Below are 23,462 nucleotides of genomic sequence, written 5' to 3' on the forward strand. Positions count from 1 at the left end.
AATGGTGGTAGGCGGACAGTTATTCCTGTCGTGTGGCGACCCCTGTTTTTACTAGCTTTACATTTCGTCTTTCAGAAGGAGAGAACACTATGAGCAACACCCAAAACCTTAAAGGCAAAAAAATCGCTATTTTGGCAACCAATGGTTTTGAGCAAAGCGAGTTGATTCAACCAAGAGACAAGTTTATTGAGCAAGGTGCTGAAGTTGATGTGCTATCTATTGATGATCAGTCCACGATCAAAGCATGGGACGAAGACAACTGGGGGAAAGAAATTAGCGTTGATAAACAAGTTACGTCCGTTAATCCTCAAGATTATGATGCCCTTGTGTTACCTGGCGGTCAAATCAATCCTGATGTGCTTCGTACCAATGAAGACGCAGTTGCCTTCATCAAAAATGCAAACAGCGCGGCAAGTATTAAAGCAATAGGCGCTATTTGTCATGGACCATGGTTGCTGGTGGAGTCTGGATTAGCGAAAGGTGCAACACTCACTTCGTTTCCTAGTATTCAAACAGATCTGAAAAATGCTGGTGCGACGTGGGTTGATGAGGAAGTGGTGACCCATGCAAAGCTGGTGACCAGTAGAAACCCAGATGATATTCCAGCTTTCGTGAACAAAATTAGTGAAATGATTGCGCAGTAAAAAGGAGGAAGTATGTCCACCGCAGCTACAAATAAAAAGGTCATCGCGATAACGGGGGCTTCCAGCGGCATTGGCAAAGAAACGGCAAAGCAACTGGTTAATAACGGTTTTAACGTTGCCCTTTTAGCAAGAAGCGAGGACAAACTACGATCCATGGTTGAAGAGCTTGGTAATGACAATGCGTTTGCTGTAAAAGCTGACGTTAGCGACTTTAAAGATGTCGATACGGCATTTGAAAAGGTAAGCAAACATTTCGGTCGCATTGACGGCATTTTCGCCAATGCGGGGCGCGGCGCGAAAGCCGCCGGCATTGAAAAGGGAGACGTAGATGACTGGGATGGCATGCTGGGCGCAAACGTAAATGGACTGCTTTATACTGCAAAAGCGGGCTTACCGTACCTGCGCGATACGCAAGGCCATTTCATTATTACTTCTTCGGTCGCCGGTCGAATAGCCCTGAAAGGCTCTGTATATGGGGCAAGTAAGTGGTTTGCTTATGGTTTCGGTCAGAACCTCGCCGAAGAAATGCGCGAGTGGGGCGGCCGCTGTACAACTATCTGTCCTGGAATGGTGAATACGCCATTTTTCGATGAACCAAAGGAAGATAAGCTTCAGCCAGCGGATATCGCAAAATCGGTATTATTTGCCCTAAGCGCAGAAGAGTCAGCCTGCGTTCGCGAGGTCTATGTTATGCCGGCGAAATAATCGAGTCCGGGTCAACTGCGGGCAAGAGACATCACATCCAAGTAAAGGGCAGGGTCAGTCACTGCCTTTTTTGTTCACACCCCGCCTTTACGTTTAACCTGCCTTATTAATTTCATGAAGCTATCCAAATTAGCCAAATAAAGTATTTTCCCCATCCTGTTACCCCTAATCTAGGTGTGTAGAAAAGCGCTAAGTGAGTGAGATAGTCGATTTCTAATTCCTCTTTGAGATGGCTTTCCCAAAGGGCCCGCGGCGCAATAACAATAACAGGAGAGTAAGATGTCTAACGAATTTACGGGTAAGACCGCTATTATTTCTGGCGCCGCTGGCGGCATAGGGTTAGCGCTGGCAGAGGCATTGGCAAGGCAGGGTGTGAATATCGTCATGGGCGATATTGATAATATTGCATTAGCCGAGTCGAGCAATGATTTACGAGAGAAAGGTTTCGATGTATTGACTTGCGCCCTTGATGTTACCGATTACGCTCAGTGGGAAGATATTGTAGCTAACGCCAAAGAGAAATTTGGCAAGGTTCATATGGTCATCAACAATGCTGGCGTTGGCGGTACGCCGGGGAAAGTTGAAGATTCGGAGCATGAGACCTGGCGCTGGGTAATGGACGTCAACGTTATGGGCGTACTTTATGGCGCACAAGCATGCGTGCCAGCTATTAAAGAGCACGGCGAAGGAGGCTGGGTGCTAAACGTGGCGTCGATGGCAGGAATGATGGGCATGCCATATGCGGCGGCCTACTGCGCATCAAAGGCTGCGGTTGTCTCTATGACAGAAAGCTGGGTACCAGAACTGAAACCTTTTGGAATCCATACTTCTGTATTGTGTCCAGCATTTGTGAAGACCCGCATTCACGAGTCGTATAGAAATAGGCAGCAAAAATACGCAGTAGCCGCTGAAAAACGCATTGATAAAGAGAAGTTTAAAGCCGGAGCACAAGCAGCCACTAAAGCGGTAGAGTCGGGAATCGATGCCTCTGTGCTAGCTGAGCGCGTGATAGAGGCGCTTCAGTTAGAGCAAACTTATATTTATACACACCCTAATTATCGAAAGGTTACTACGGCGCGCTTTAGCGCTATTGATAGCGCCTTTGTCGATGCTGAGCAGAGTCAGGCTGTTGGTCACCTTATTGATGATGAAATCGTGACTTTTTAGTTCATTCGCGGCTAAGGTTTGCGCATAAACACACGAAAGTGCCCTTAGTCTTGTCTTCCAAAAGCCGTTATATAACGGCTTTTGATGTTGTGAGACTCTGAAGGTCAATGACGCGGTCACAGACTTTTTCTAGCTGTGTTCTATCGTGGCTGATAAAGAGTACCGTGCAATTTTCTTCTCTGCATCGATCAACAAGTAAGTGAGTAATTGCCTTACTTGTAATGGGGTCGAGCCTAGATGTTGGCTCGTCAGCTATAAGTAGCTTGGGCTTTAGTAGCAGCGCGCGCAGCAATGCAATGCGTTGAAGCTCACCTCCACTTACCTCAGAGGCGCTGCGCTCAAACAATCGCTGGTTAAGGCCTAGTTGAGATGAAAGTAAATCGGCACGCTTTTTAGACACCTTGTGAAGCTTTATTACGTCATCAATCAATGATTTAAGCGTAGTGTGATCGGCAAATGAACTGGGGGGATCTTGATATAGCTTTAGGGTTTGATAACGGTGTAAAAGCGTATGAAACGCAATATTGCCTTGATAGGGTAGGAGCCCAAGTAGAGCATCACCTAGAGACGTTTTTCCACTGCCGCTATCACCACAAAGCCCGACAATTTCGCCTTCCCCTAAAGAAAAACTAAGGCCAGTAAATAGTGTACGGTTACCTCTCATAATTGTGAGGTCATTCACCGATACCAGCGGTGCAATCCTATGCGTTTTTTTTGTTGTAGCCGTCCAGTGTTGCGGAGCCGACGCAATAAGGGTTTTGGTATAGTTTGAAGACGGGGAGGACAGTATCTTGCGGGTATCACCTGTTTCAACCAGTTTCCCGTTTTTAAGCACCATACATTTACCACCCAGTGCCTCTGCCACTGAAACATCGTGTGTAATAGTAAGTAGCGTACCGTCGTTAGCTTTTTGCTTTAGTTGCTCAACAATATGATGTTTGCGTCCGGCATCTAGCCCTTTTGTGGGTTCGTCGGCTAGAAATAAAGGTGCATTAGTCGCTGATGCACAGGCAAAAGCGACACGCTGTGCCATTCCACCGGAAAGTTGAGAAGGGACCTTATCACTGTCGTCTTTAAGAGCCAGGTTGTCTAGCTGTGTCTTCGCACTCTTTTGTGCTTCGCGAGCACCGTTACCCAATGTAAACCGAAAAACTTCGGCGACTTGCTGGCGAATTTTCATCATTGGGCTTAGAGAATGCCATGGCTCTTGCGGCAGCATAACAATGTCTCGCCCCCACAATTGTTCACATTCACGTCGGTTCGCACGAAGCATATCTACACCGTTTACCAGAACATTTCCCGTAACCCTCAGTGCAGGTGGTAAGTCGCCCATAATTGCTTGCGCTAGCAGACTTTTACCTGCCCCGGTTTCACCCAATATAGTCAGTGTCTCGCCTTGTTCAAGGTTAAGGGATATATCCTCTACAATAATGGTGTCTTGCGCGTAAATTGATAAGTGTTCAATAGCAATATATTGGCTCACAGTTTGCGCTCCAATGCATCACTCTTTGATAGTCTACTGCTGCTGTCAAAAATGAACTTATTTAAACGAGGTGTTTTGTCACTCTTCGCAGAAAGTAAGTGAAAGCCCAGTACGAGAACGAATAGGGTGGAAATAGGTTGTGCGAGCAGCCAAGGTGCTTCGTGATAGTATGGAAAAAGCTCAACTATCATCAGCCCGAGCTCAGGGCTGGGTGGTTTTAAACCAACATAAACGAAGCCCACCGATGCCATGGCGATAATTGAGGAGGAGGCACCAAAAGCAGCAAGTGATAACACGTCTTGTCGAATGGCGGGCCATATATGCTTACTAAATAAATAGCGTTTTGGAAAACCCATTAGCGCAGAGTTTTCCAGTGCAGGGCCTGTCACTACTGGTAGAGTGATAGCACGTACCAGCCTGAAGTACTCGACGGCCAGTACTAAGGAAATGGCTAAATACAGCATAATGAAAGAGCCTGGTACTAGCGCCGCGAAAAGAAGAATAAGTACCAGTCCGGGGAGCGCCAATATTGTATTGGCAATGAAATTCAACGTCGTATCTACCCAACCTCTACACCACGCTGCAATTACGCCCGTTAGCACGCCAATGATTGATGAACTTAGTACACACAGTGCAGCGAGAGAAAGTGATATGCGCAGACCCTCTGAGATTCTGGCTAACATGTCGCGTCCGAACTGATCTGTACCTAACCAATGTTGCGCACTTGGGGCTTCGAGCACTTGCTTTAAATTTTGTTGATTACCGTTTGTTCCCAATAGAACAGGCTCGCCCAACGCAAGTAATAAGAGCAGCATCAAAAGTGAAAAGCCAATCACTTTTTCAACAGGTAAGGCGGGTGTCTTCATTGGCTATACCCTCGATTCTCTCTCACCCTTGGGTCGAGTGCATACTGACTTAAATCGACTAGTGTGTTGACCAATACGAATAAAATGCCCATCAGCAAAGCTGTGCCTTGCAACATAGTGATGTCGCGGGCAAAGACAGCATGGGAAAGTCCGTGTCCTATGCCGGGCCAAGCAAAAAGGCTTTCAATCATAATTACGCCTTCAATTAACCCGATAAGCTGTATGCCCATGAAGGCTAGAGCAGGTATTACAATGTTAGGTAGCGCATGGCACCTAAACGCCTCTAGAGCGCTTAACCCTTTTATCTTGGCGAAATGGAAGTAACCCGATTGAACCGCATTAACAGTACTATTGCGAATTACGCGGTTTGATATAGCCGCCAGGCTTAACCCTAAGGTCATTACAGGTAATATGGTATAGACAAAGCCTGAAGAGCCCGCAACCGGTAGCCATTTGAGCTCTAGTGCAAAAATAAAGATGAGAATTAGCCCCAAGCAAAAGACCGGTTGAGAGCGCACGAACGTGGAAAATACTAATGCTGTTTTATCAAAAAGAGAAGCATGGCTCTTAGGAGTATTTTCACTTTTTCGAGCGCTTCTGATGCCGCTATAAATTCCCAGAGGAAACGCAATTAATGCGGATACCAGAATAGCGAGTCCAGCGAGAACAAGGGTGTAAGAAAGCTGATTTTGTAGCTCAACAACAATGGGGGCACCCGTGACCAAGCTTGTTCCTAAATCCAGAGAGGCTAAATCAGTCATCCAGCTTACGTACTGTTCGAAAGCGCTTCTGTGCAGACCAAGTTCTTCTGCTACGGCGTTAGCGGCACTTGTACTTACCGCATCGTCACCGTAGCGGCCAGCCGCTATTTTGTAAGCCATATCTCCAGGTAGTGAACGGGTTATAATAAATGTGAATGTGCCTACACTCCACGCCATCAGTACAGCTTGAAGCAGCCGTTGAAGTAGAATTTTTCTCATTATTATGGGGCTATTCTCATTTGAGATACGCGAAAAGAACGCTCGTAAGGGTCGAAGCTGAAGTTTCTTAGTCGGCTAGAAGTCGCCGTTTGCTGTACATAGTACATAACGGGGATAAGAGGAACGTCTTGCTGAACTTCTTGCATAATTGATGATATCAACGATTTGTAAGCGTGTTCATCCGTGGTGTGACTCAAGGTCTTTAAATCGCTAAACACTTTTTCATTTTGCCAGTTCATTGGCCCCCAATCGCCGCCTTCTTTTGAAGAAAAGTCAGCCAGCATTATACCAAGAGGGTCTGGGATGTTAGCAAAGTTACGCGCCATAAGTGCAGTTTGTAATGTACCATCAGCATGCCCTGAAGGAATGGCACTTACATTTTCCATATGGACAGAGAGCTTCACTCCAATGCTAGCCCACTGATCTTGAATTGCTGTGGCAATGGTAATGAGTTCTGGCCGATTGGCATAGGTAATCATATCAAGCGTTAAAGGCGAGCCATCTTTGTAGCGCACGCCATCCTCACCTACTAACCATCCCGCGTCGGTTAGCAGCTGTGCCGCTTTTTTCCTATTTAATAATAAGTCACCATTTTCAACGCTATTTTTAATTGTTGGATTATTGTCAGCGTCACCCATTGAAATAGTATTGGTAGCATTATCTGTGGCAGTAGAACGAATATGCCAGTCTCGAATATTTGGGCCAAATAGCTGATCAGCAGAGATATTCGATATACGCATTACGCCAGATGCAATGCCTTTTCTGTCAATCGCTAAACTCAATGCTCGCCTTACTTTTACATCTGAGAGGATAGGATGGCCGCTATTTAACTTAACTAGAGTGGTGCGAGGGATCCTGTCGCTAAACACGTTTACGTCAGAGTCAGTGCGCAACATGCTAACCGCGGCAGGGTCGAGGTTGTACACAATATCTGCTTGCCCCGTTCGTACCATAAGCGCCCGCGTTTCAGAGCGGTGACCCGTTACGTACTCAACGTTTTCAATAACAGCGGGCTCGCCCCAATAATTGTCAAAGCGCGTGGTTGTAATATTGTGGGGAGGTTCAAAGTGCGTAATCTGATAGGGGCCTGTACCTATTAAGGTTTTAATTCGATTGAACTTGCCGAAGGTAGCAGGTGCCACGATCGCAGTTGCATAATTACTTAACAGGGAAGGGAAAGGACGGTAACTTTGGTTCAAGGTGAACTTGATAGAATATTCTGATACCACCTCCATGTTGGCGATCATATCTTTTGAAAATGGCGTTGGTTTACCAAACGCGACCGAAAGACTTTTGTAGACGGCGTCGGCGGTCATTAACGTGCCGTCATGAAAATACACATCAGGACGTAAATTAAATGTCCAAACAGTAAAGTCCTCATCATTTGACCATGAGCTAGCAAGTCCTGGGATAAGCTGACCTTGGTTATCCACGTCTATGAGAGTTTCCAGAATTTGCATTCGTGTAAACATGTAGCCGGTACTTGCCGGATCGTTATTGACTGGTTCAAAAGGACCACTGATCAGAATTTTGTTTGTAGGTTGCGAAGGTGTGCAGGCACTAAGTAGAACGCTGGCAACGACGAGTAAAATTGTTAGATGTCTAATCCGCATATTATTTTTATGTATTCCCTTCGAGCCTTTAAGCTTTTTCGTGTCTATTTGAATCCTGTGAGTCAGTATCAGTATTTAATATTCTTAGGCTGACCACCCTGAATAGTAAAACAAACTTCCAGATTGGATAATATACGATTTGTTGAATAAATGTACAGATTGAGTCGGTAGGGCTAAACTACTTTTTGAAAAAATGCACTGGCTAATGATCATCAAGATATTAAGTAATGTTAAGTCGGTGCACAATATTTTCAACTTTTGTAATGAGCAATTAGTCGTATGTTACATTGTAACTTTAAGCATTTATTAGTAATGCTATAGAGTGATAGTACTACAAATTAAAAAAGGGTTTTGAGCCCTATCAAACACACTGGATAACAATAATGAAAAAGCTTCTTAATGTGAAGCGGCCTTGTCAGGCCGCTTTTTTTGCTTAGTTCTTACCTGCGATTATTTTATCCATGGTAATGGGGAAATCTCGTACTCTCACTTTGCATGCATCATAAATTGCGTTAGCGATGGCGGCGCCTGCTCCAGTAATGCCTAGTTCACCAATACCTTTTGCACCCACTGGCGATGCGGCATAATCTGCCTCTTGTAAGAAATCCAGACTAACTTCGGCAATGTCCCGATTGACTGCCACATGATATTCACCAAAATCTGGATTTACAAAGCTTGCCGTGTCTCTATGGTGATGGAGCCCTTCAGTAAGTGCGTAGCCAGCGCCCCATACCATTCCCCCTTTTATTTGAGATGCAGCTGTTTTCATATTCAAGATTTGCCCCGCGCTGAACATACCGTATTGGCGAAGTAGCCTAACTTCACCCGTGTATTCATCTACCTCTACTTCCGCGAAATGAGCGCCACATGAATACTGCTCATCATCGCTGGTGTCATCTTCGGATACGCTACCGGTTGCTGATATGGGGAATTCGCTGTCGGACATAAAGTTGGCGAGTAATACCGGACTACTTACTTCATCATCATCACCTTGTGCAAACGAGACTAACTTTATTTGCCCATCTAAAATTTGTACTTCAGCTTGGCTAAGAGCTGGGGGCAACGCACTTTTTATGCTATCGATAAGAGCTTCACAGGCTTTTTTAACCGCAGAACCAGAGCTTGCTGCGCCAAATGAGCCACCTGAACCACATGAAGCAGGGTAGCGGCTATCACCGAGTTTTACTGTGACATTGTCTACCGACGTATTTAAAGTATCGGCGGCAATTTGTGTGAGAATTGTGTAGGTGCCTGTACCAATATCCGTCATATCAGTGCGAACCGTTACCTCACCGGTAGCACTCAATTCCACTTCAGCTGAACTTTCCACCAGCACATTCATACGCATAGCACTCGCTACGCCATGGCCGATTTGTTTACCCGGTGTGGGCTGTGTTTTATGCTGCCACTTGAAGTTTTGCGCGCCTTGACGAAGGCACTCACCTAAGTTGTGGGTGGTAAACCGCGTGCCTTTCATAGGGTGAACGACGGGCAGGTTTTTTATGCGAAACGTAAGCGGGTCGATACCGGCTTCGTGGGCAAGTTCATCAATGGCCGATTCAAAAGCAAGGGAACCAATGGCATCTCCGGGAGAACGGGTAGAGTCGATAAGCGGCAGGTCTACGTCTTTGACCCTATGCGTACTTTCAATGAACTGAGATTTATAGGTAACCCGTGCGCCAGCCCCTGTTGCTTCGGCAAACTCATAGCCCTTGGCTTTTGGCATAGCGCTTTTGTGTTGTACGCTTAACAGTGCATGATCATCACCAGAAGCAAGGCTAATTTTCTGTATGCTGTGCCCTCGATGAGGGGTGTTATAAAAGACCTGACGCCTGCTTAACACCACTTTTACAGCCCGCTCTAAATACCTGGCCCCTATACAAGCGAGCGTTGCATCGTAATGAAGACCTAGCTTAGAGCCAAACCCGCCACCTACAAAGGGGCTCTGCACTACGATGTCTGCTTCATCCATTTCAAGCGTAATCGCAAGCGCCTCAACAGCCGTCGCTATAATCTGAACGCTACAATAGACCTCAAGCTTTCCATCTTTAAAGTCGGCAACCGTGGCATGAGGCTCCATAGCGGCAGAGATTTGGCTTGGTGTAGTATAAGTTTCGTTAATGCTTGCTTGAATATCACTTTGCTGCGGTTTATCACCGCTAGACGCATCTGCCTCAAACCCACCATCTAGCGACGCTGGTTTTTGCGTTGCATCATCGAATTCTGTCAGCAAATCTGGTATTTCACCGTCTATGGTGAAGGTTACTAGACTTGCGGCATAGCGTGCTTGCTCCAACGTATCAGCAATAACTAGAGCGACCGGCGCACCGAAATGACGAATGTTAGGTTCGTTAAGTACGGCGCGACTTTGAGTAAACCTGCTTTCATCTGCAGGCTTGCTAAATGGCTTAAGAGTACCTGCATTTTTATACGTGATAACTGCATGTACGCCTTCGGCCTGTTCCGCTTGCTCTGTATTAAGGGATGTGATTTTACCTACGGCAGTATCACTTGATACAACCCAGCCTATCAAAGGAGTGCGATCGCTCATATGCTCCGCAGCGTACCTTGCTTGACCTGACACCTTTGCTGAACCATCAACTCGATTAACTGGCGTCCCTACAGTTTTGGCATTATGCGTTGTCATATAAAGCTCCTTCATGTCCTGGGTGCTTTACCTGATGTTCTGCTAACTCTAAAAGCACTTTTGTTAACGTCCTGCGCAATAGTTCTGGTTTAAAGTCATTACTGCCAAACGTTTTTGCTTCGGATAACTCAGCTTCCGCGGCTTGCAATATGACTTCTTGGGTTGGTTCCGCGCCTTCAAGAACACTGATTGCTTTTTGCGGATACCAAGGCTTGGTGCCCACACCACCAAAGGCGAGAGAAAGGTCTTTAAAACGACCATCTTCAATTTTCAAACCAGCCGCAACAGAAACGAGTGCAAACGCATAGGAAGAACGGTCGCGTACTTTGTGATAGTACTGAGTACCGTTTGCTTTTTTCTTTATGCTGACATGGGTGATAAGTTCATCTTCGTCTAATTGGGTTTCTATGTGCGGCGTGTCGCCTGGCTCACGGTAGAAATCTCGTAGCGCGATTTGACGCGTGTTGCCATCAGGTTGCTGTGTATGTACTTGTGCGTTAAGCGCAATCATGGCTACGGCCATGTCGGAAGGGTGTGTGGCAATACAGCTCTCGCTGGTGCCAAATATGGCATGAATTCTATTCATGCTGTCATATGCGCTGCAGCCAGTGCCTGGCTCTCGTTTATTACAGGCTTTTGTGGTGTCGTAAAAGTAATAACAGCGGGTGCGTTGTAGCAAATTGCCTGCAGTGGTTGCCCTATTTCTAAGTTGAACTGTTGCACCGCTTAATAAAGCTTGCGCAAGTAAAGACACATTGGGCTGCGTGTGAGCGAACTTCGCTAAGTCAGAATTCGTTACCATGGCGCCAATATAATAGTAATTGTCGTCTTCGCTGATCGTGTTAGCTTTATGCCATTTCGCAAGACTTACTAATGTTTTAGGCGTTTCTACCTGTAGTTTCATTAAGTCTATTAGGTTTGTACCTCCGGCCAAAAAACGTGATCTTGTGTCCAGGTGCAGGCTACTCAACGGCTTTTCGCCGTTATAATGATGAAGAGTGAATGGCTGCATTATTGTCTCTCCAAAGCAATAACATCGGTTATAGCATCCACAATATTAGGGTAGGCGCCGCAGCGGCATAGGTTACCGCTCATGCGTTCGCTGATATCTTCTTTCAATGAAGCTTTACTGTGACGAGTTTGACTATAAGTAACTGCGCTAGGGTCTTCATTCTTCATTTCCCTAAGTAGGGATACGCCTGAACATATTTGACCAGATGTGCAATAGCCACACTGAAACGCGTCGCGCTCGATAAAAGCTTTTTGCAGCGGATGAAGACTTTCACCTTCACCGATACCTTCAATAGTTGTGACTTCAGCGCCTTCTAACTGGAATGCAAACACTAAGCATGCATTAATACGCTTGCCGTCAGCGATAACGGTACAAGCACCACATTGACCGTGGTCACAACCTTTTTTGGTGCCAAAAAGTGATAAATGCTGGTGGAGAAAATCTAACAAAGTCGTTCGTGGATCATCGGGAATACTGACGTCTTTCCCGTTGAGATTTAATGTTGCCATGGAAGTATCCTTCTACCAATGAGCTCAATTTCGGTACGCCGATGAAATGAGCGAAACCAGATGTACAATGTCGTTACGCCAAGTACGTTAATTTGGTTTCACTATGTGTTGGTGGAAATAACGCTCCTGACAGCCCGCGATAGATGCATATGGCCAAGTAGTGTAAAATATGCGAAAGCGTGCTTTGCGCTACACTTTAATCCATACCAATTATTGGCTACTCCACTTTTCAGGCCCATTTTCATGATCCACAACGATGTTCTGCGTCGCCTTCGTTATGCATTAGCGATAAACGATACCGCCGCCATAAGTATTTTTAAATTAGTTAACTACGACATGGAAATTGATTATTTACATGCTGTGATGAAGCGGGAAGGCGAAGAGGGCTATCTACCGTGTCGCGACAAGATTATTGCGTTGTTTCTAGATGGATTGATTATTAAAAATCGTGGTCGTCAAGAAGGGCAAATGCCTCAAGAGCTGGGGCCAAAAGAGCGACTAAGTAATAACGAAGTACTGCGCAAAATCCGTATTGCAATGAGTTATAAAGATGACGATATGATAGCGGTGCTTAAACTAGCAGACTTTAGAATGAGTAAAGGTGAGCTGTCGGCGTTTTTTAGAAAGCCAGACCATCGCAACTTTAAACCCGCTGGCGATCAAGTGGTTCGCAATTTGTTGCAAGGTATGGTGAAAAAATATCGACCGGAGTCCACGCGACAAACTTCGTCTAAAAAATCAGATAGCCCAAGCACTTCTGGTACTAAGTCAGGCTCATTTAATAAAGGCGCTAGTAAACAAAAAGAAGCGGCTGGCAAAAACACCAATTCTAAAGTGTCGCCAGTGAAAAAAAGTGATGCAGGTTCGGTTTGGGGAAAGCTCCCTAAAAAATAAAAGCGCTGTAAAAATAGACGTTGTATAAAACGCATCTGAGGTAAAGCGCGTAAGAGGATAGACTAAGTGCTGTTGTGAAAAGAAAATTACCCCTCACTTATATGCACTCGTTTTTAGGCAAAGCAAGATTGCCTTGCCTTAATTATCTATATCGCTAAGGACGACTATTATGAGCCGACATTTCGATAAGGCCGAAGGCCTGTATGAAGAGAAAGATGCCGCGACACAAGGTTTTGTGTTCAACCAAACTATGCTGCGCATTGCCGACCCCAAGCGTTCGCTAGATTTCTATACGCGAGTTATGGGAATGACGCTAATTAAGCGTCTAGATTTTGAAGAAATGAAGTTCAGCCTTTATTTTTTGGCGGCAGGTGATGATTTCTCTGATATTTCTGACGATGTAGACGAACGTACTCAGCAAACTTTTGGTCGCCCGGCCATGTTGGAGCTAACCCACAATTGGGGCGATACACCAGAAACGGTTGATTATCATAACGGAAATACAGAGCCAAAAGGTTTTGGGCATATTGGTTTTCATGTGCCTGATGCTGAAGCTGCATGTGCACGATTTGCATCACTAGACGTTCCTTTTCAGAAAGGGCTTAATGATGGTTCTATGAAAGGGATCGCATTTATCAAAGACCCAGACGGCTATTGGATCGAAATTTTCAACGCGTCTAACGTATCCGCAACTTGCGCGCCCCATTTGAAGAAGTAGGCGAGGCACGCACTACGGTACCATTTGCTAGCTGGGTTTTAAGTAGCAAGTAGTATCAGAAGTCACTGTTTACAAAAAAGGGTAGCTTAACTGAATAAGCTACCCTTTTTTGTTTAGTGACCTTATGGAACCCTAAATTATAGGGTTTTATTTTCAAGCCAACCCGTTCATTACTTCGCTTCTAACGTTAATTCCACACCGCTAAATTCGGTATGTAAGTCGTGCTGAGTATTAAGCAAGAATAAGCGATTCGCTTCTACCTCAGCTTCATTTGCCAAATAACCTTTCACCGCTTTACTGCGCGCGTCAGCCAGAAGGATTAAGTCACTTTCAGGGATATCAATGTTGTTACGTAGTTTGTTGTATCGGGCAATGCTTAATGCTCGGTTTACACTTTCTTCGTTAATGACTTCCTTATTGTTATCAGCACTCTTTTGGATCTGTTCATTGTCTGAATTTGCGAGTTCAGGGTAAAGCTGCGCCACCATGTTGTCATATTCTTGATTAAGGTCAGGTGTAAACACCTCAACATAGTAGGATAAAAGCGCATCGGCTAACGGGCCTTCCAGTGGGATATTACTGCCACTTATTGAGTCGCGCTGTACGCTGCCAGGGGTGTTGGAACTTTCATTTTCACCGCCAGCAAGAGAATTTACGTTAGTACTAGCATTGCCGGAAGTAGCAGATGCATCAGCATAGCCGCTTCTTGTTAAAAGTGTAGTGTTTAACTGACGTTGGGCTAGGGCACTTGCATCAGACATGGCGTTGACTGTACCTTCGATATTAACCCTAAGCCCTGGACGTTTTTTAAGTGCTTTGGCAAGGGTATTCAGTTTTTCTTGAGCGTCCGCATTTAGCGAATGCTCTCCAAACCCAAACTCAACGTTGTCGAGTTCGTCGTCACTGCCAACCAGGTTCGCAAGTAGCGAAAAGGGTGCAGTAACAGCTTTTGTAATAATATTGCCAATAGCATTGAGGATAATGGAGCCGAAACTGAAGTCCGGACTATCGATATCGCCAGACACATCCAAACCCAAATCGATAACGCCGTTTCTGTCTTCTAATAACGCAATGGCAAGGCCAAGCGGTAGGCTTAATGCCTGATCAGAGTTCGACTTCTTGCCCAACGTTAATTGGTCAATAACAACATGATTTTTACCTTCCAATGCCTTACCGTTTAGTTTGTATTGCACAGCCAATGACAGCAAGCCTTTGTCAATGTAGTAGCCCATGTAGGTGCCTGAGTAAGGGTTAACTGAAGTGAGTTCAGCGCCTTTGACTGAAAAATCTAAATCAAGGTCTATATCATCTTTTAATGGGTGAATAGTGCCTGCTAGTTTGACCGGAGCATAGTTGTCTATCTTTCCGGTGATATCAACATTGGCAGGGGAAGTTGAGCGAGAGTCAATTCCCAATACTTTGCCATTTAAACTTTCTATAGCAGACGCAAATTTGGGCGTTAGTGAATGGTCAGCAAAATACGCTTTGCCGTTTTCTATTGATATGGTGTTAACGGCAATGGCCAATTCGTTGGCTTGTGAAGGCTCAGCTGTAGTGCTTGCATGCACGTTTGCGTTTGATGCTTTCGACGTGGTTGCGCTGCCAGTTTCGCTGGCACTTTCACTGTTAGCGGACTTGTCTGATGAAGCGACAATCAGCTTACTCACATTGGTCTGTTTAGCTTCATCAATAATAAGTCGTGCAAATGGCGCTTGTAGGTGAATGTTGTCTACGCTTAGCTGGTTCGATGCGTGGTCAAATTCGATGTTGCCTACATTTAAGGACTGCCACTGTAGTAGGGGAGAGCTGGCGTCATCCAGTACGCTTAAATTATTAATGCTAGTACTCGCCTTAACGTTTAGTGAGTCGATATTTTCTTTATCAGCGGCGTTCATAAATGCCCCATCAAACTCAACGTTTAAATTAAATAGCCCTTCTTCAAGGGTCACATTTGCGTGGTGGGAAACGTACTGCTGGAACTGACTTAGCACCAGTTGCTCAATCGCTGCTTTACCCTGCACAGTTTGTTCTGCAATAACTACGCTGCCGCTACTGCTTAGTGCACCTTTGGATGTGTCGCTAAACGTCTGTGGGTCGGCAGAGACATGTAAACTGGTGGTGTAGGAAATAGGTTTAGAGAAGTCAGTAGTGACTTTTCCGCTTTTAATATTGAGGTTGCTGATGCGGTAGTAAGTACCGTCACTTACGCTACGCTCTAAAAGGTCAATGCTACCGTCATTAAATGCAAATTGGTGAAGCTCAACATACCACGAAGTGTCATGTGCTAGTTCTTCTGTGCTGTCGGTTGCTACGTTAGAAACATCCTCATTTTCTGTTTCACTATTTCCCTTTCGCGCTGTGCTATTACTTGTATGCGCTGCGCTATTACCTATATGCGCTGCGTTATTTCCTTCTTGCGCTGCGCTATTTCCTTCTTGCGCTGCGCTGGGGTTAGCGTTAGCTGATGTAGCATCTGCCGCTGGGCTTTTTGGGGTAAACAGACGCTGTAAATCAAGCCCTGACTTGTCAAATACGCCCGACACTCGAACGTTGTCAAAAGCAACTTCAGCAATGCTAACTTGCTGTTCTAATGCGTTTACGTTTATATCGTGTATGGCAAACGCGGGTATGGCAATGATCTCCTGCGAACTCTTGGCGGTGCCTGTTGTGGCAGGCGAAGAACCAGCGTTAAACACAAGGTTGTTAACAGCAAATTCGCCACGCTCCAGAATAAACTGGAAGGCTGTATCTTGTTCAAAAACTTCAGCATGTAAGCTTAAGTTAACCTTGCCGTCTACTAAATCTGCTTCTATCAAATCTTTCGAAAGTGACCAAAGCGGCGTAAGCGCTACATCGTTTATTGCTATGTCTGTCGTAACTTTTAGTGGAGATAATTGAAACTCGCCATCAATGGCGATGTTACCTTTCTCTGCGGTGAGCAAGTTAAATTGATATTGGTTGAACGCTAACTTACCTTTTGACTGAGCACTCTCACTTTTATCGCTTTTAGGGTTAGCGTTTTTGTTGCCAACACTGCTTGAACTGATCAAAGCGTGAGTATCCAAATCTTGCAAGTCAACGCTCAATTCTGGGTAATCAAGTAGGGTGTTGGTCACCTTGTCTTCAATAACCACTCGCCCTTCGTTAAGTGCAAAATCACGTAACGTAATTCGGGGAATTTGCCCTTCGCTAGTGTCATTAGGCTCTTCAGATGCTTTTGTACTGCGTTTCTCTACGTGGGTAAGAATGTCAGAGAAGTTGAAGATTTGTGTGTCTTCACTTTCGCTTAAACGTGCAATTGAAACAAAAGGTTCGTCTATGGTTAGCGATTCAACGGCAGGAGTGAAGGTGAAAAGTGATTGCCAGAATCCAACGTCCAGTGAAACATTGCCTACGCTAAAAAAATGATTTTCTTGGTTCTGGATTACGACGTTATCTTCGCTTTCATTTGAAGAGTGTATATTTGGATAGATAACAAAATTAGTCACTTCTATCTTTAGCAAGAAAGGGTTGATTGCAATATCTTCAACAGCAGCATCTCTTCCAATGTTTTCTTTTACTATGTTGGGTAACTTTGCCTTTAACACCGCAGGCGTAACTACGCCGATAAGAAGCGCGTAAGTAAGGTAGATGAGAACAAGATAAGTGGATAGTCGAAACCATTTGGGCTTCGTAGAAAACCGAGACATTGCATTTTGCATAGGCGATTAGGCTGTGTATTTGAATGTAAAAAGATAAACAGGAGTTGCTATTTCACCAAGCTAAAAGCCCCTGCAAAAAAGTTAAAGCGTATTAATTTGGATTGTAGAAGAGAATTAATACGCCTTAGACAGGTTACAGAGCGGTTAGCAAATTATCTAGGCCAGATTTAAACAACGCCTGTGTTTCTTCATCTGCATTTACATTTAAATACGAGCTGATTTGAGTGACAAAGCTGGCAATCATATCGGTTGAAAGGCCTAGCGCTTCAAATTGTTGCTTTAAGTCGTTTACCGATTTAAGTGTAGAGCTGTACTCAGAGGCCTTATTGAGTAAGCCTGATAGTGAAGAGCTTGAGCTTGCTGCTGAGTTACCACTAAGAGAGGGAACATCTTCAAGCAGGGCATCAATACCTGGAATGCTGTTTGCCAACTGGGCGTAATCAGCGCCTGAAAGGTTGCCTTCTACATAGTTCATAATTGACGCTATGCCACCTTCCGATTGGTTTTCAGACACGTTAAGGTTACCTGCAACTGAACTCACTAAGCTAGCCAAGTCGATATTAGATGCTGCGCTGGTTGCCATTTCAGTTAGGCTACTGGAAGTAACTGTCGATTCCGCTTTCTTACCGCCTAACAGACCTTTAAGCTGATCAATATTGGCATTAGCACAAGTAGTAAAAAAAGTAAGGGCAAGCACTGTAGGTGCTAAAACGATACGATTCATTATAGATTTCCTTTTTGTACACCAGCAGCGAAAGCCCGTCTGGAGTAACTTGATTGAAAATAACCATAGCAATTGCGCTATCGACTATTTAAACCTTCCATAAATTAGAAGTTTTCAGGTGTGTAAATACTCACATTCTAACGTAGTGAGGTCGTAAATTCTCTATAGAAATTGTAAAGGCACTTTACATTTTATAAGAGACTTGGGTGATCGAGTGGTAGTGTGCAGTAGGCAGGAACTAAGTCAATTAGACAAAACACTAAAAGGAGCGATACGCTCCTTTTAGTATTCTGATAATTTTGGGGCTTACTTGCTCTGTTTGGGTGGAACGATTATACGCTCTACATCAGGGGAAGCATTCTTTTCAACACTCGCCGTATCAAGAGAGGCTCCGAGTTGATAGTCTAGCTGCACCAGAAGGCCGGTCTGCCTCACGCCTTTGCCACCTTGAATACGAGGCTTGTATTCCCATTGTTTCAGGGCAACTTTTGCGCTTTTATCAAACACGCCAGCAGGCACTGATTTTACTACTTTTACATTATCTGTAGCGCCCGTTTCAGTAATATCGAAGGAGAGTACAACGAAACCTTCAACATTTTGCTGTGCTGCTTTTTCTGGATAGCTTGGTGGAACGCGTTTAACCGGCGATGCCTGGTTAATCTTAGCTTCAGATTTTGTCTCTGCTACTGGCGCATTGGCTAAAGCCGTGTTGATGGTGAGCATGGCGGCAATTGAAAGTACGCCTGCAGCTAGTACCTTATTGTTACGCATAGGTTGCTTTATCGCGTTTAAACGTTTGATCATAGTCCTTTTTTCTCCAAAGGTTGGGTAAAGCCCGCGTGTAAAGTGCAGGGCGTCTGAACCATGCTCGGCACACTGCACGAGTGCTTTTGCATAGGTAAGTTTTTCGTTGTCTGTCTTGTCTTTCAGTACTGCGTGATCACAAGCCAGTTCTTGATTAATCCTGAAGGATTTTAGCGCAAGCCAAACCAGTGGGTTGAACCAAAATACAATAGCGATAACCAGCGCTAACGCGTTCCACAGGTGATCGTAATGCTTGCGATGTACGTTCTCATGCTCTAATACCAGTGCTTGTTGTTGAATCGAAAATGCACTTTTAAATGAGAAGGGAATAAGCACCTTTGGGAAGATAAAACCAAATAGCATAGGTGTGGTAGCTTTACTGGAATAGTAGGCATTGGTGTGGATAGCGTGGTGCTTTCCTATCGATGCCCATATTTTAAGATGATGCGCTAAGACATAGGCTGTAATTGCGCTTACGCCAATTGCCCATACAGTAAACCAGGTTTCAAACTCAACGGTGTCTAATGTGGGCTTAACGCCAACCACATAGCGAGCGAAGCTATTTGATGGAATGTTAACCAGCGACATTGGAAGGTTGTTGACTATGAGGCAAGCTGGTATCAGCGCCCATAGCTTATAGGCAAGCGAAGCCCCAATTTTATTAGTAAAAAAGTGTTCGCACACCATGAGTAAAACAAGCGCTAGCGACAAAATACCCTGCTGAGCAATAATCCAATCAATCATTGTTTTCTTCCCATTTCTTGATAAGGGCTTTGAGCTCGTCCACATCTTGTTTAGATAACGAGTTTTGATTTGCAAAACCGGCGACCATAGGGGCGATCTTGCCTTTAAACAGTCGGCTAACAAAACTCGTGGTTTCTTTCTTTGTATAGTCTTCTTTAGCAATCAGCGGATAATAAAGATACTGGCGCTGCTGCTTTTCAAACCCTAACACTTCTTTTTTTACCAAGCGGCCTAACAAGGTTTTGACGGTTTTTTCGTGCCAGTCTTTTTTGTCATTAAGTCGCGCAATAACCTCGTTCGACGTGGCAGGATGGTCGTCCCACAGTACGTCCAGCACTTCAAATTCAGCGTTTGAAATTTCGGGTTTGTCTGACATTTTACTCATAATTACGACGTCTTTTATTTTGATTACATTTGTAGTCCATGTTTTTAGATTACACTTGTAATTCTAAAGCGCAAGCTTTTTCTGCATATTTTTTAAACGGAGAGATAGTGTGAGATGGAGTACTACGCTTGGCGCTTCTTTGAAAGCGTTACGTTGGGTGTATCAGTATAAAACGGTGAAATTAAGCTCGTTAGCTTCTAAGAACTCGCCGAGTATTCGTGCTTGTTGATTTCCACGTGGCACCATTACATAGCACGGCGGCTTTGGGGTTACTTCTTGTAAGTCGTACCACAGCGTATCAAGCACGTCGCTGCCGTGTCTCAAAAAGGTTTCACCCCAAGACGTCGTATAAAGAATAGATACATTCTCTACCGTGGCTTTTTGGCGTAGGGTGGGGAAGTTCACAATAGCAAAACATGCGGTTATGCGTTCTGGCGCCAGCAAGTCATTACGCGGTAGTGACGACACTTTGACTGGAGGAAAATACTTGCACAAATGCTTAAGCAAATCGTTCAAGTCTAGTTCGCTCACTTCACCGTAATTGTAATCGAGATAAACCTTACTGTTTGTATCTATTATTTTGCTCGACACAAGCCAGACCATCAGTGCAATGGCGCTAGCCGCTTGAGTAACTTTTTGTGAATCGTCGATAATGCCCGATTTACTCAGTAAATCACCAGCATAAGCTGACCATACATCATCACCATTTTTGAGCTGACGCATAGCAATGGTAATCTTTTCACAGTAAAGGCTTTCGTCAAAAGCGCGTCGCAAAAACTCAATTTTATCCGGCTTTTTAGCGTAATAGGTACTTAATCGGCGACCCAGAACGGTCATGTCTTTTTGATCCATCACCTGTTGATGATGACTGATCTCTTTTGAGATACGGCGATAACACTTTAATAAAAAGCGGTGAATTCGACGGCTCAGCTGCACACGTTCATTGAATGTCCAATCTTGTTGGTTATCCAAGTGGGCAAGTAGTTTGCGGCTCCACCCCCACTGTTTTGCATACGAGGCCATAATTTTGCGTTTGAAATTCGCTTGCTCACCTTCTACAAGCGGGTGGCTCAATGTACACCCACATTTCAAATATAAACACTGCTGCAATACAGCGATATCTTCCGCCTGACCATTGGCTTTGTAGTGAGCGATGAGTTCGTCAAACATGAGTGCGTAGGGGTCGATATCTGCAACATGCCCTGGAGCTTCAGCACCGCGGTGTACATGCTTTTTCAAAAGGTTGCACAGTGGTTGTCCGTGAGAGATATTGGCAAGGTATACTTCAAGCTTTGCCATTTTTAATACGGATTTGAATGGCGAGTCCATGGCTTTGCCTAATTGCCAGATGGCGGCGCCAAAAAGTTCGCTTGCGTCTAGTCGCTCTAAGTGACCCAAGTCCATGAACCAGTCTACGTCTGGTGAGCCGCCTTTTTCCAAACTATTGTAAATAGCCTGATACTGCTTCTCTGTTGTTTTCTCTGGAGTAAGCCACCAAAACGGCGCTTTACCTGCTACCACTATATTGGTGTTGTAAAACTCAGCTTTTAGAAACAGGGCTTGCGCCGAGCCCGCGCTTTCACCTTCAGCGACGCCAAAATCGTTTTGCTTAACCTTATCTATTTCAGATAAAAAGAAATGCACTTCAATACCGAAGGTGTTATCCGCCCATTTTTCAATGGCTGTTAGCTTTTGTTGAAGTAAAGCCAGCTCAGTAGTCGAAAAACATTTACCGTCAATACACACCCAAAAATCAAAGTCTGAGTCGTCAGTCTGAGCAATAGTCCCCACGCTGCCCATTAAAACCAGTGCATCAACCGCCCGCTGTCTTGGCCAAATTTGCTTAATGTCTGAAAACAAGTGACTCTGTGCAGGAAAACAGCGCTGCAAAGCTTGTTCTACATCAGGTCTAAACGAGTAATTGTTGATACCAAATGGAACGGTTTCACCCGAGGTGAGTGGGGCCACATATCCTGGAAGGGCTTCGTGGTTAACATGTACAAGAAAGGGAAGCACATGAAAAAGCGGCCTGTGCTTTTCAGGCATGAGCGTAAGTGCACGCTCAATACGTGCTTTGTTGTATCGCAATACGCGCAATAACCTAATGGTAAGGTTTTGCTGAACGGAAAGCGGCTGTTGCGCTGCCATTATGTCAATCTGCACTTCATCATGCAGCCAAGCATAGCGTTATTTCGCGTCGACTTCCTCTAATTTCGCACAGAAAAAGTGATTCTTAATTTGTGATATTCCGTACTTACCTGATCTCGTGTAAGAGGGAGGTAATGAATAGAGACTTATTCACTTTGTAAGATTGCCCTTACTGCTTATCAAATGCATCAATTAGTGCATCAGTTTTACCATCGGAAGAAAAGCCGAACCCGTTTTTATTGAATATCAGCGTATTGTCAGACGTCACTGACGTGCGGGCTTCTTTTAAAAATGACTGGATAGTCGCTTCGTCATGGCCTTTCTCTTGTAGTGTTGATGCAAATGACGTGGCATCTCCCCATTCTTTGAACTGAGACAGACGAGATGTTTGTTGAATAAGTGACGTAAGGTTGGTGTCCTTTTCTAGGTACTGTTGTAGGCGCAACGTAGTTTTATCAAGCTCTTGCTCGCCCTGACTGCTTTCAATCACCAGCTCGCCTTTACTCACCGTTAGCTTTGTATCGTCTGAAATACCAAGTTTTGCCGCTAAATCACTTAACTCCGAGGCAAGCTTTTGCCGATTAAAATCGAGATAGTTTGCAATTGTGTTGCCGTTGAGTGAGGCCTCGCCGCTTTCTATTTTTTCAAGATATGTGTCAATTTGATTGCCCTGTAGTTCACCATTAAACGCACTGAACGCATCACCGAGAGCATTAGCCTGCTTGGATTTTTCTACAACATCTTGAAGTGCGCTTTGGGCATTTGCTGTGTCGCCCAAGTAATTGAATAGTGAAGGTGAAGATGACAAGTGGCTGTATGTGGTATCCATTTCTGACTCTGTGTAGCTCACTTCATAGCGTGGGGCATAAAAGTGGGGACCTAATGTAGGCATTCATACGCAAAATCAGCGCCAAGTTCATCGTTATGAAGAGTTTTTATGGAGTAAGGGCTCTTGCGAGCCCCTAGCGAAGAAGTCAGTTCTTAATTGTTGACCCAGGTGTGAGCTACCTGTTCGACGGATATTGCTCAAGGAGCTTGATGACGAGTTCATCAAGTTTATTTTGAATGCTGATACTGTCTTTCGACTCCAGCTCAACCGCTCCCGACGCGCTGTAAACAAATGTACCGTCTTTAACCATGTCAATTTGAAGCCCTTGTTGAAGCGTGGTTTGCTCTCCAACCGGAATGCTAAAAATGCTGCCCAATGAAATGCCGCCAGAGCGACCGTAACTTCCGGTGCCTAGCCCTAGATTCAAGGTGGTGCCATCCTCTTTAGTGGTGGTGGAAGGTAGGTATCCCACCGCGATATCGGCGTCCTCCTCTGAAGATGGGGTGAGGCCTTTCTCAATGAGGCGCTGGGTAATGGCTGAGGAAAGGTGATTGGCCAGCGTTGCGTTGATTGGGTTTAGAGGAGGCTGAATATAGAACGTTTTAATATCGGCAAAGTTTTGTGTTTCATCCATATTTACCTGAGGCTTACTACTACTGCATGCGGCAACCACGACCATGCATGCTGTTAAAAGTAGCACTGTTTTCAAATACTTTGCCTTTTGCATTAAACCAGTTTCACGTTTTTTCATCATACTACTGTGCATAATTTTCAGTAAAGTTTGTTAGCTCTTAACTTAAACGAGAGCATACCGTGTTTTGGATCTCATAAGTGGTAAAGCTAGTTTCACCACTTGATTTTCGTCAGCCTGCATAGATAAGCCGCTAAA

At 44.8% G+C, this 23,462-nt stretch carries 19 protein-coding genes; 5 read left to right on the plus strand and 14 right to left on the minus strand.

Annotation, left to right across the window (positions count from 1 at the left end):
• The first annotated feature begins 89 nt into the window (after window positions 1-89).
• From BIZ39_RS05060 to BIZ39_RS05070, 3 genes are all read left to right on the plus strand, one after another.
• Window positions 90-644 (plus strand): type 1 glutamine amidotransferase domain-containing protein, encoded by a 555-nt coding sequence (locus BIZ39_RS05060; RefSeq protein WP_187446502.1) that lies wholly within the window; start codon window positions 90-92, stop codon window positions 642-644.
• A gap of 12 nt (window positions 645-656) precedes the next feature.
• Window positions 657-1,349: an SDR family oxidoreductase gene (locus BIZ39_RS05065; RefSeq protein ID WP_187446503.1), complete on the plus strand. Its 693-nt coding sequence runs from the start codon at window positions 657-659 to the stop codon at window positions 1,347-1,349.
• Between the two features lie 279 nt (window positions 1,350-1,628).
• Complete coding sequence (locus tag BIZ39_RS05070) at window positions 1,629-2,516, plus strand: SDR family NAD(P)-dependent oxidoreductase (RefSeq protein ID WP_187446504.1); 888 nt, start codon at window positions 1,629-1,631, stop codon at window positions 2,514-2,516.
• Window positions 2,517-2,583: 67 nt separating this feature from the next.
• Here BIZ39_RS05070 and BIZ39_RS22500 read toward each other — a convergent pair whose 3' ends face one another.
• The 7 genes from BIZ39_RS22500 to BIZ39_RS05105 form a co-directional block, all read right to left on the minus strand.
• Window positions 2,584-3,999 carry an ABC transporter ATP-binding protein gene (locus tag BIZ39_RS22500; protein ID WP_187446505.1) on the minus strand — a complete coding sequence of 472 codons (1,416 nt, stop codon included), beginning with the start codon at window positions 3,997-3,999 and terminating at the stop codon, window positions 2,584-2,586.
• Window positions 3,996-4,865: an ABC transporter permease gene (locus BIZ39_RS05080; RefSeq protein ID WP_168463269.1), complete on the minus strand. Its 870-nt coding sequence runs from the start codon at window positions 4,863-4,865 to the stop codon at window positions 3,996-3,998. The genes BIZ39_RS22500 and BIZ39_RS05080 overlap by 4 nt, the downstream gene beginning before the upstream one ends.
• Window positions 4,862-5,845, minus strand: coding sequence for an ABC transporter permease (locus BIZ39_RS05085; protein WP_187446506.1), 984 nt, complete (start codon window positions 5,843-5,845; stop codon window positions 4,862-4,864). Before BIZ39_RS05085 ends, BIZ39_RS05080 begins: the two co-directional genes overlap by 4 nt.
• Before the next feature lie 2 nt (window positions 5,846-5,847).
• On the minus strand, window positions 5,848-7,317 hold the full coding sequence (locus BIZ39_RS05090) for an ABC transporter substrate-binding protein (RefSeq protein WP_239218224.1): 1,470 nt from the start codon (window positions 7,315-7,317) through the stop codon (window positions 5,848-5,850).
• A 574-nt stretch (window positions 7,318-7,891) separates the two neighbouring features.
• A complete protein-coding gene (locus BIZ39_RS05095; protein WP_049587886.1) occupies window positions 7,892-10,105 on the minus strand; it encodes a xanthine dehydrogenase family protein molybdopterin-binding subunit in 2,214 nt (737 codons plus the stop codon).
• Window positions 10,092-11,117, minus strand: coding sequence for an FAD binding domain-containing protein (locus tag BIZ39_RS05100; RefSeq protein ID WP_187446507.1), 1,026 nt, complete (start codon window positions 11,115-11,117; stop codon window positions 10,092-10,094). The genes BIZ39_RS05095 and BIZ39_RS05100 overlap by 14 nt, the downstream gene beginning before the upstream one ends.
• A complete protein-coding gene (locus BIZ39_RS05105) occupies window positions 11,117-11,626 on the minus strand; it encodes a (2Fe-2S)-binding protein (RefSeq protein ID WP_061095629.1) in 510 nt (169 codons plus the stop codon). The genes BIZ39_RS05100 and BIZ39_RS05105 overlap by 1 nt, the downstream gene beginning before the upstream one ends.
• A 243-nt stretch (window positions 11,627-11,869) precedes the next feature.
• Between BIZ39_RS05105 and BIZ39_RS05110 the strand changes: the two genes are divergently transcribed.
• Window positions 11,870-12,520, plus strand: coding sequence for a DUF1456 family protein (locus tag BIZ39_RS05110; RefSeq protein ID WP_061096414.1), 651 nt, complete (start codon window positions 11,870-11,872; stop codon window positions 12,518-12,520).
• Between the two features lie 169 nt (window positions 12,521-12,689).
• Window positions 12,690-13,238 carry a lactoylglutathione lyase gene (gene gloA, locus BIZ39_RS05115; RefSeq protein WP_014950300.1) on the plus strand — a complete coding sequence of 183 codons (549 nt, stop codon included), beginning with the start codon at window positions 12,690-12,692 and terminating at the stop codon, window positions 13,236-13,238.
• A 170-nt stretch (window positions 13,239-13,408) separates the two neighbouring features.
• On the opposite strand, the gene BIZ39_RS05120 is transcribed toward gloA, so the two are convergent.
• From BIZ39_RS05120 to BIZ39_RS05150, 7 genes are all read right to left on the minus strand, one after another.
• Window positions 13,409-16,927, minus strand: a complete 3,519-nt coding sequence (locus BIZ39_RS05120) for a DUF748 domain-containing protein (RefSeq protein ID WP_262385711.1) — start codon at window positions 16,925-16,927, stop codon at window positions 13,409-13,411.
• A 145-nt stretch (window positions 16,928-17,072) separates the two neighbouring features.
• The gene (locus BIZ39_RS05125) at window positions 17,073-17,663 is read right to left on the minus strand and encodes a DUF2780 domain-containing protein (RefSeq protein WP_187446509.1); all 591 of its coding nucleotides are present in this window, start codon (window positions 17,661-17,663) and stop codon (window positions 17,073-17,075) included.
• Between the two features lie 306 nt (window positions 17,664-17,969).
• On the minus strand, window positions 17,970-19,211 hold the full coding sequence (locus BIZ39_RS05130; protein ID WP_187446510.1) for a TonB family protein: 1,242 nt from the start codon (window positions 19,209-19,211) through the stop codon (window positions 17,970-17,972).
• Window positions 19,204-19,596: a BlaI/MecI/CopY family transcriptional regulator gene (locus BIZ39_RS05135; protein WP_014950296.1), complete on the minus strand. Its 393-nt coding sequence runs from the start codon at window positions 19,594-19,596 to the stop codon at window positions 19,204-19,206. The genes BIZ39_RS05130 and BIZ39_RS05135 overlap by 8 nt, the downstream gene beginning before the upstream one ends.
• 162 nt (window positions 19,597-19,758) lie before the next feature.
• Entirely contained in the window at window positions 19,759-21,744 is a 1,986-nt protein-coding gene (locus BIZ39_RS05140) for a class I adenylate cyclase (RefSeq protein ID WP_187446511.1), read from the minus strand.
• 169 nt (window positions 21,745-21,913) lie between these two features.
• Window positions 21,914-22,573, minus strand: coding sequence for a hypothetical protein (locus BIZ39_RS05145; protein WP_187446512.1), 660 nt, complete (start codon window positions 22,571-22,573; stop codon window positions 21,914-21,916).
• Window positions 22,574-22,748: 175 nt separating this feature from the next.
• Complete coding sequence (locus tag BIZ39_RS05150) at window positions 22,749-23,324, minus strand: DUF4136 domain-containing protein (protein WP_039232433.1); 576 nt, start codon at window positions 23,322-23,324, stop codon at window positions 22,749-22,751.
• Between the last annotated feature and the right edge of the window lie 138 nt (window positions 23,325-23,462).

Source organism: Alteromonas sp. BZK5 (genome assembly GCF_014349115.1).
GTDB lineage: Bacteria > Pseudomonadota > Gammaproteobacteria > Enterobacterales > Alteromonadaceae > Alteromonas > Alteromonas macleodii.

Excerpts from the sequence above, each read along its gene's own strand:
- BIZ39_RS05060 (WP_187446502.1), top strand. The coding sequence starts at position 90 with ATGAGCAACACCCAAAACCTTAAAGGCAAAAAAATCGCTATTTTGGCA.
- BIZ39_RS05065 (WP_187446503.1), top strand. The coding sequence starts at position 657 with ATGTCCACCGCAGCTACAAATAAAAAGGTCATCGCGATAACGGGGGCT.
- BIZ39_RS05070 (WP_187446504.1), top strand. The coding sequence starts at position 1,629 with ATGTCTAACGAATTTACGGGTAAGACCGCTATTATTTCTGGCGCCGCT.
- BIZ39_RS05080 (WP_168463269.1), bottom strand. The coding sequence starts at position 4,865 with ATGAAGACACCCGCCTTACCTGTTGAAAAAGTGATTGGCTTTTCACTT.
- BIZ39_RS05085 (WP_187446506.1), bottom strand. The coding sequence starts at position 5,845 with ATGAGAAAAATTCTACTTCAACGGCTGCTTCAAGCTGTACTGATGGCG.
- BIZ39_RS05090 (WP_239218224.1), bottom strand. The coding sequence starts at position 7,317 with ATGTTTACACGAATGCAAATTCTGGAAACTCTCATAGACGTGGATAAC.
- BIZ39_RS05095 (WP_049587886.1), bottom strand. The coding sequence starts at position 10,105 with ATGACAACGCATAATGCCAAAACTGTAGGGACGCCAGTTAATCGAGTT.
- BIZ39_RS05100 (WP_187446507.1), bottom strand. The coding sequence starts at position 11,117 with ATGCAGCCATTCACTCTTCATCATTATAACGGCGAAAAGCCGTTGAGT.
- BIZ39_RS05105 (WP_061095629.1), bottom strand. The coding sequence starts at position 11,626 with ATGGCAACATTAAATCTCAACGGGAAAGACGTCAGTATTCCCGATGAT.
- BIZ39_RS05110 (WP_061096414.1), top strand. The coding sequence starts at position 11,870 with ATGATCCACAACGATGTTCTGCGTCGCCTTCGTTATGCATTAGCGATA.
- gloA (WP_014950300.1), top strand. The coding sequence starts at position 12,690 with ATGAGCCGACATTTCGATAAGGCCGAAGGCCTGTATGAAGAGAAAGAT.
- BIZ39_RS05120 (WP_262385711.1), bottom strand. The coding sequence starts at position 16,927 with ATGTCTCGGTTTTCTACGAAGCCCAAATGGTTTCGACTATCCACTTAT.
- BIZ39_RS05125 (WP_187446509.1), bottom strand. The coding sequence starts at position 17,663 with ATGAATCGTATCGTTTTAGCACCTACAGTGCTTGCCCTTACTTTTTTT.
- BIZ39_RS05130 (WP_187446510.1), bottom strand. The coding sequence starts at position 19,211 with ATGATTGATTGGATTATTGCTCAGCAGGGTATTTTGTCGCTAGCGCTT.
- BIZ39_RS05135 (WP_014950296.1), bottom strand. The coding sequence starts at position 19,596 with ATGAGTAAAATGTCAGACAAACCCGAAATTTCAAACGCTGAATTTGAA.
- BIZ39_RS05140 (WP_187446511.1), bottom strand. The coding sequence starts at position 21,744 with ATGGCAGCGCAACAGCCGCTTTCCGTTCAGCAAAACCTTACCATTAGG.
- BIZ39_RS05145 (WP_187446512.1), bottom strand. The coding sequence starts at position 22,573 with ATGGATACCACATACAGCCACTTGTCATCTTCACCTTCACTATTCAAT.
- BIZ39_RS05150 (WP_039232433.1), bottom strand. The coding sequence starts at position 23,324 with ATGAAAAAACGTGAAACTGGTTTAATGCAAAAGGCAAAGTATTTGAAA.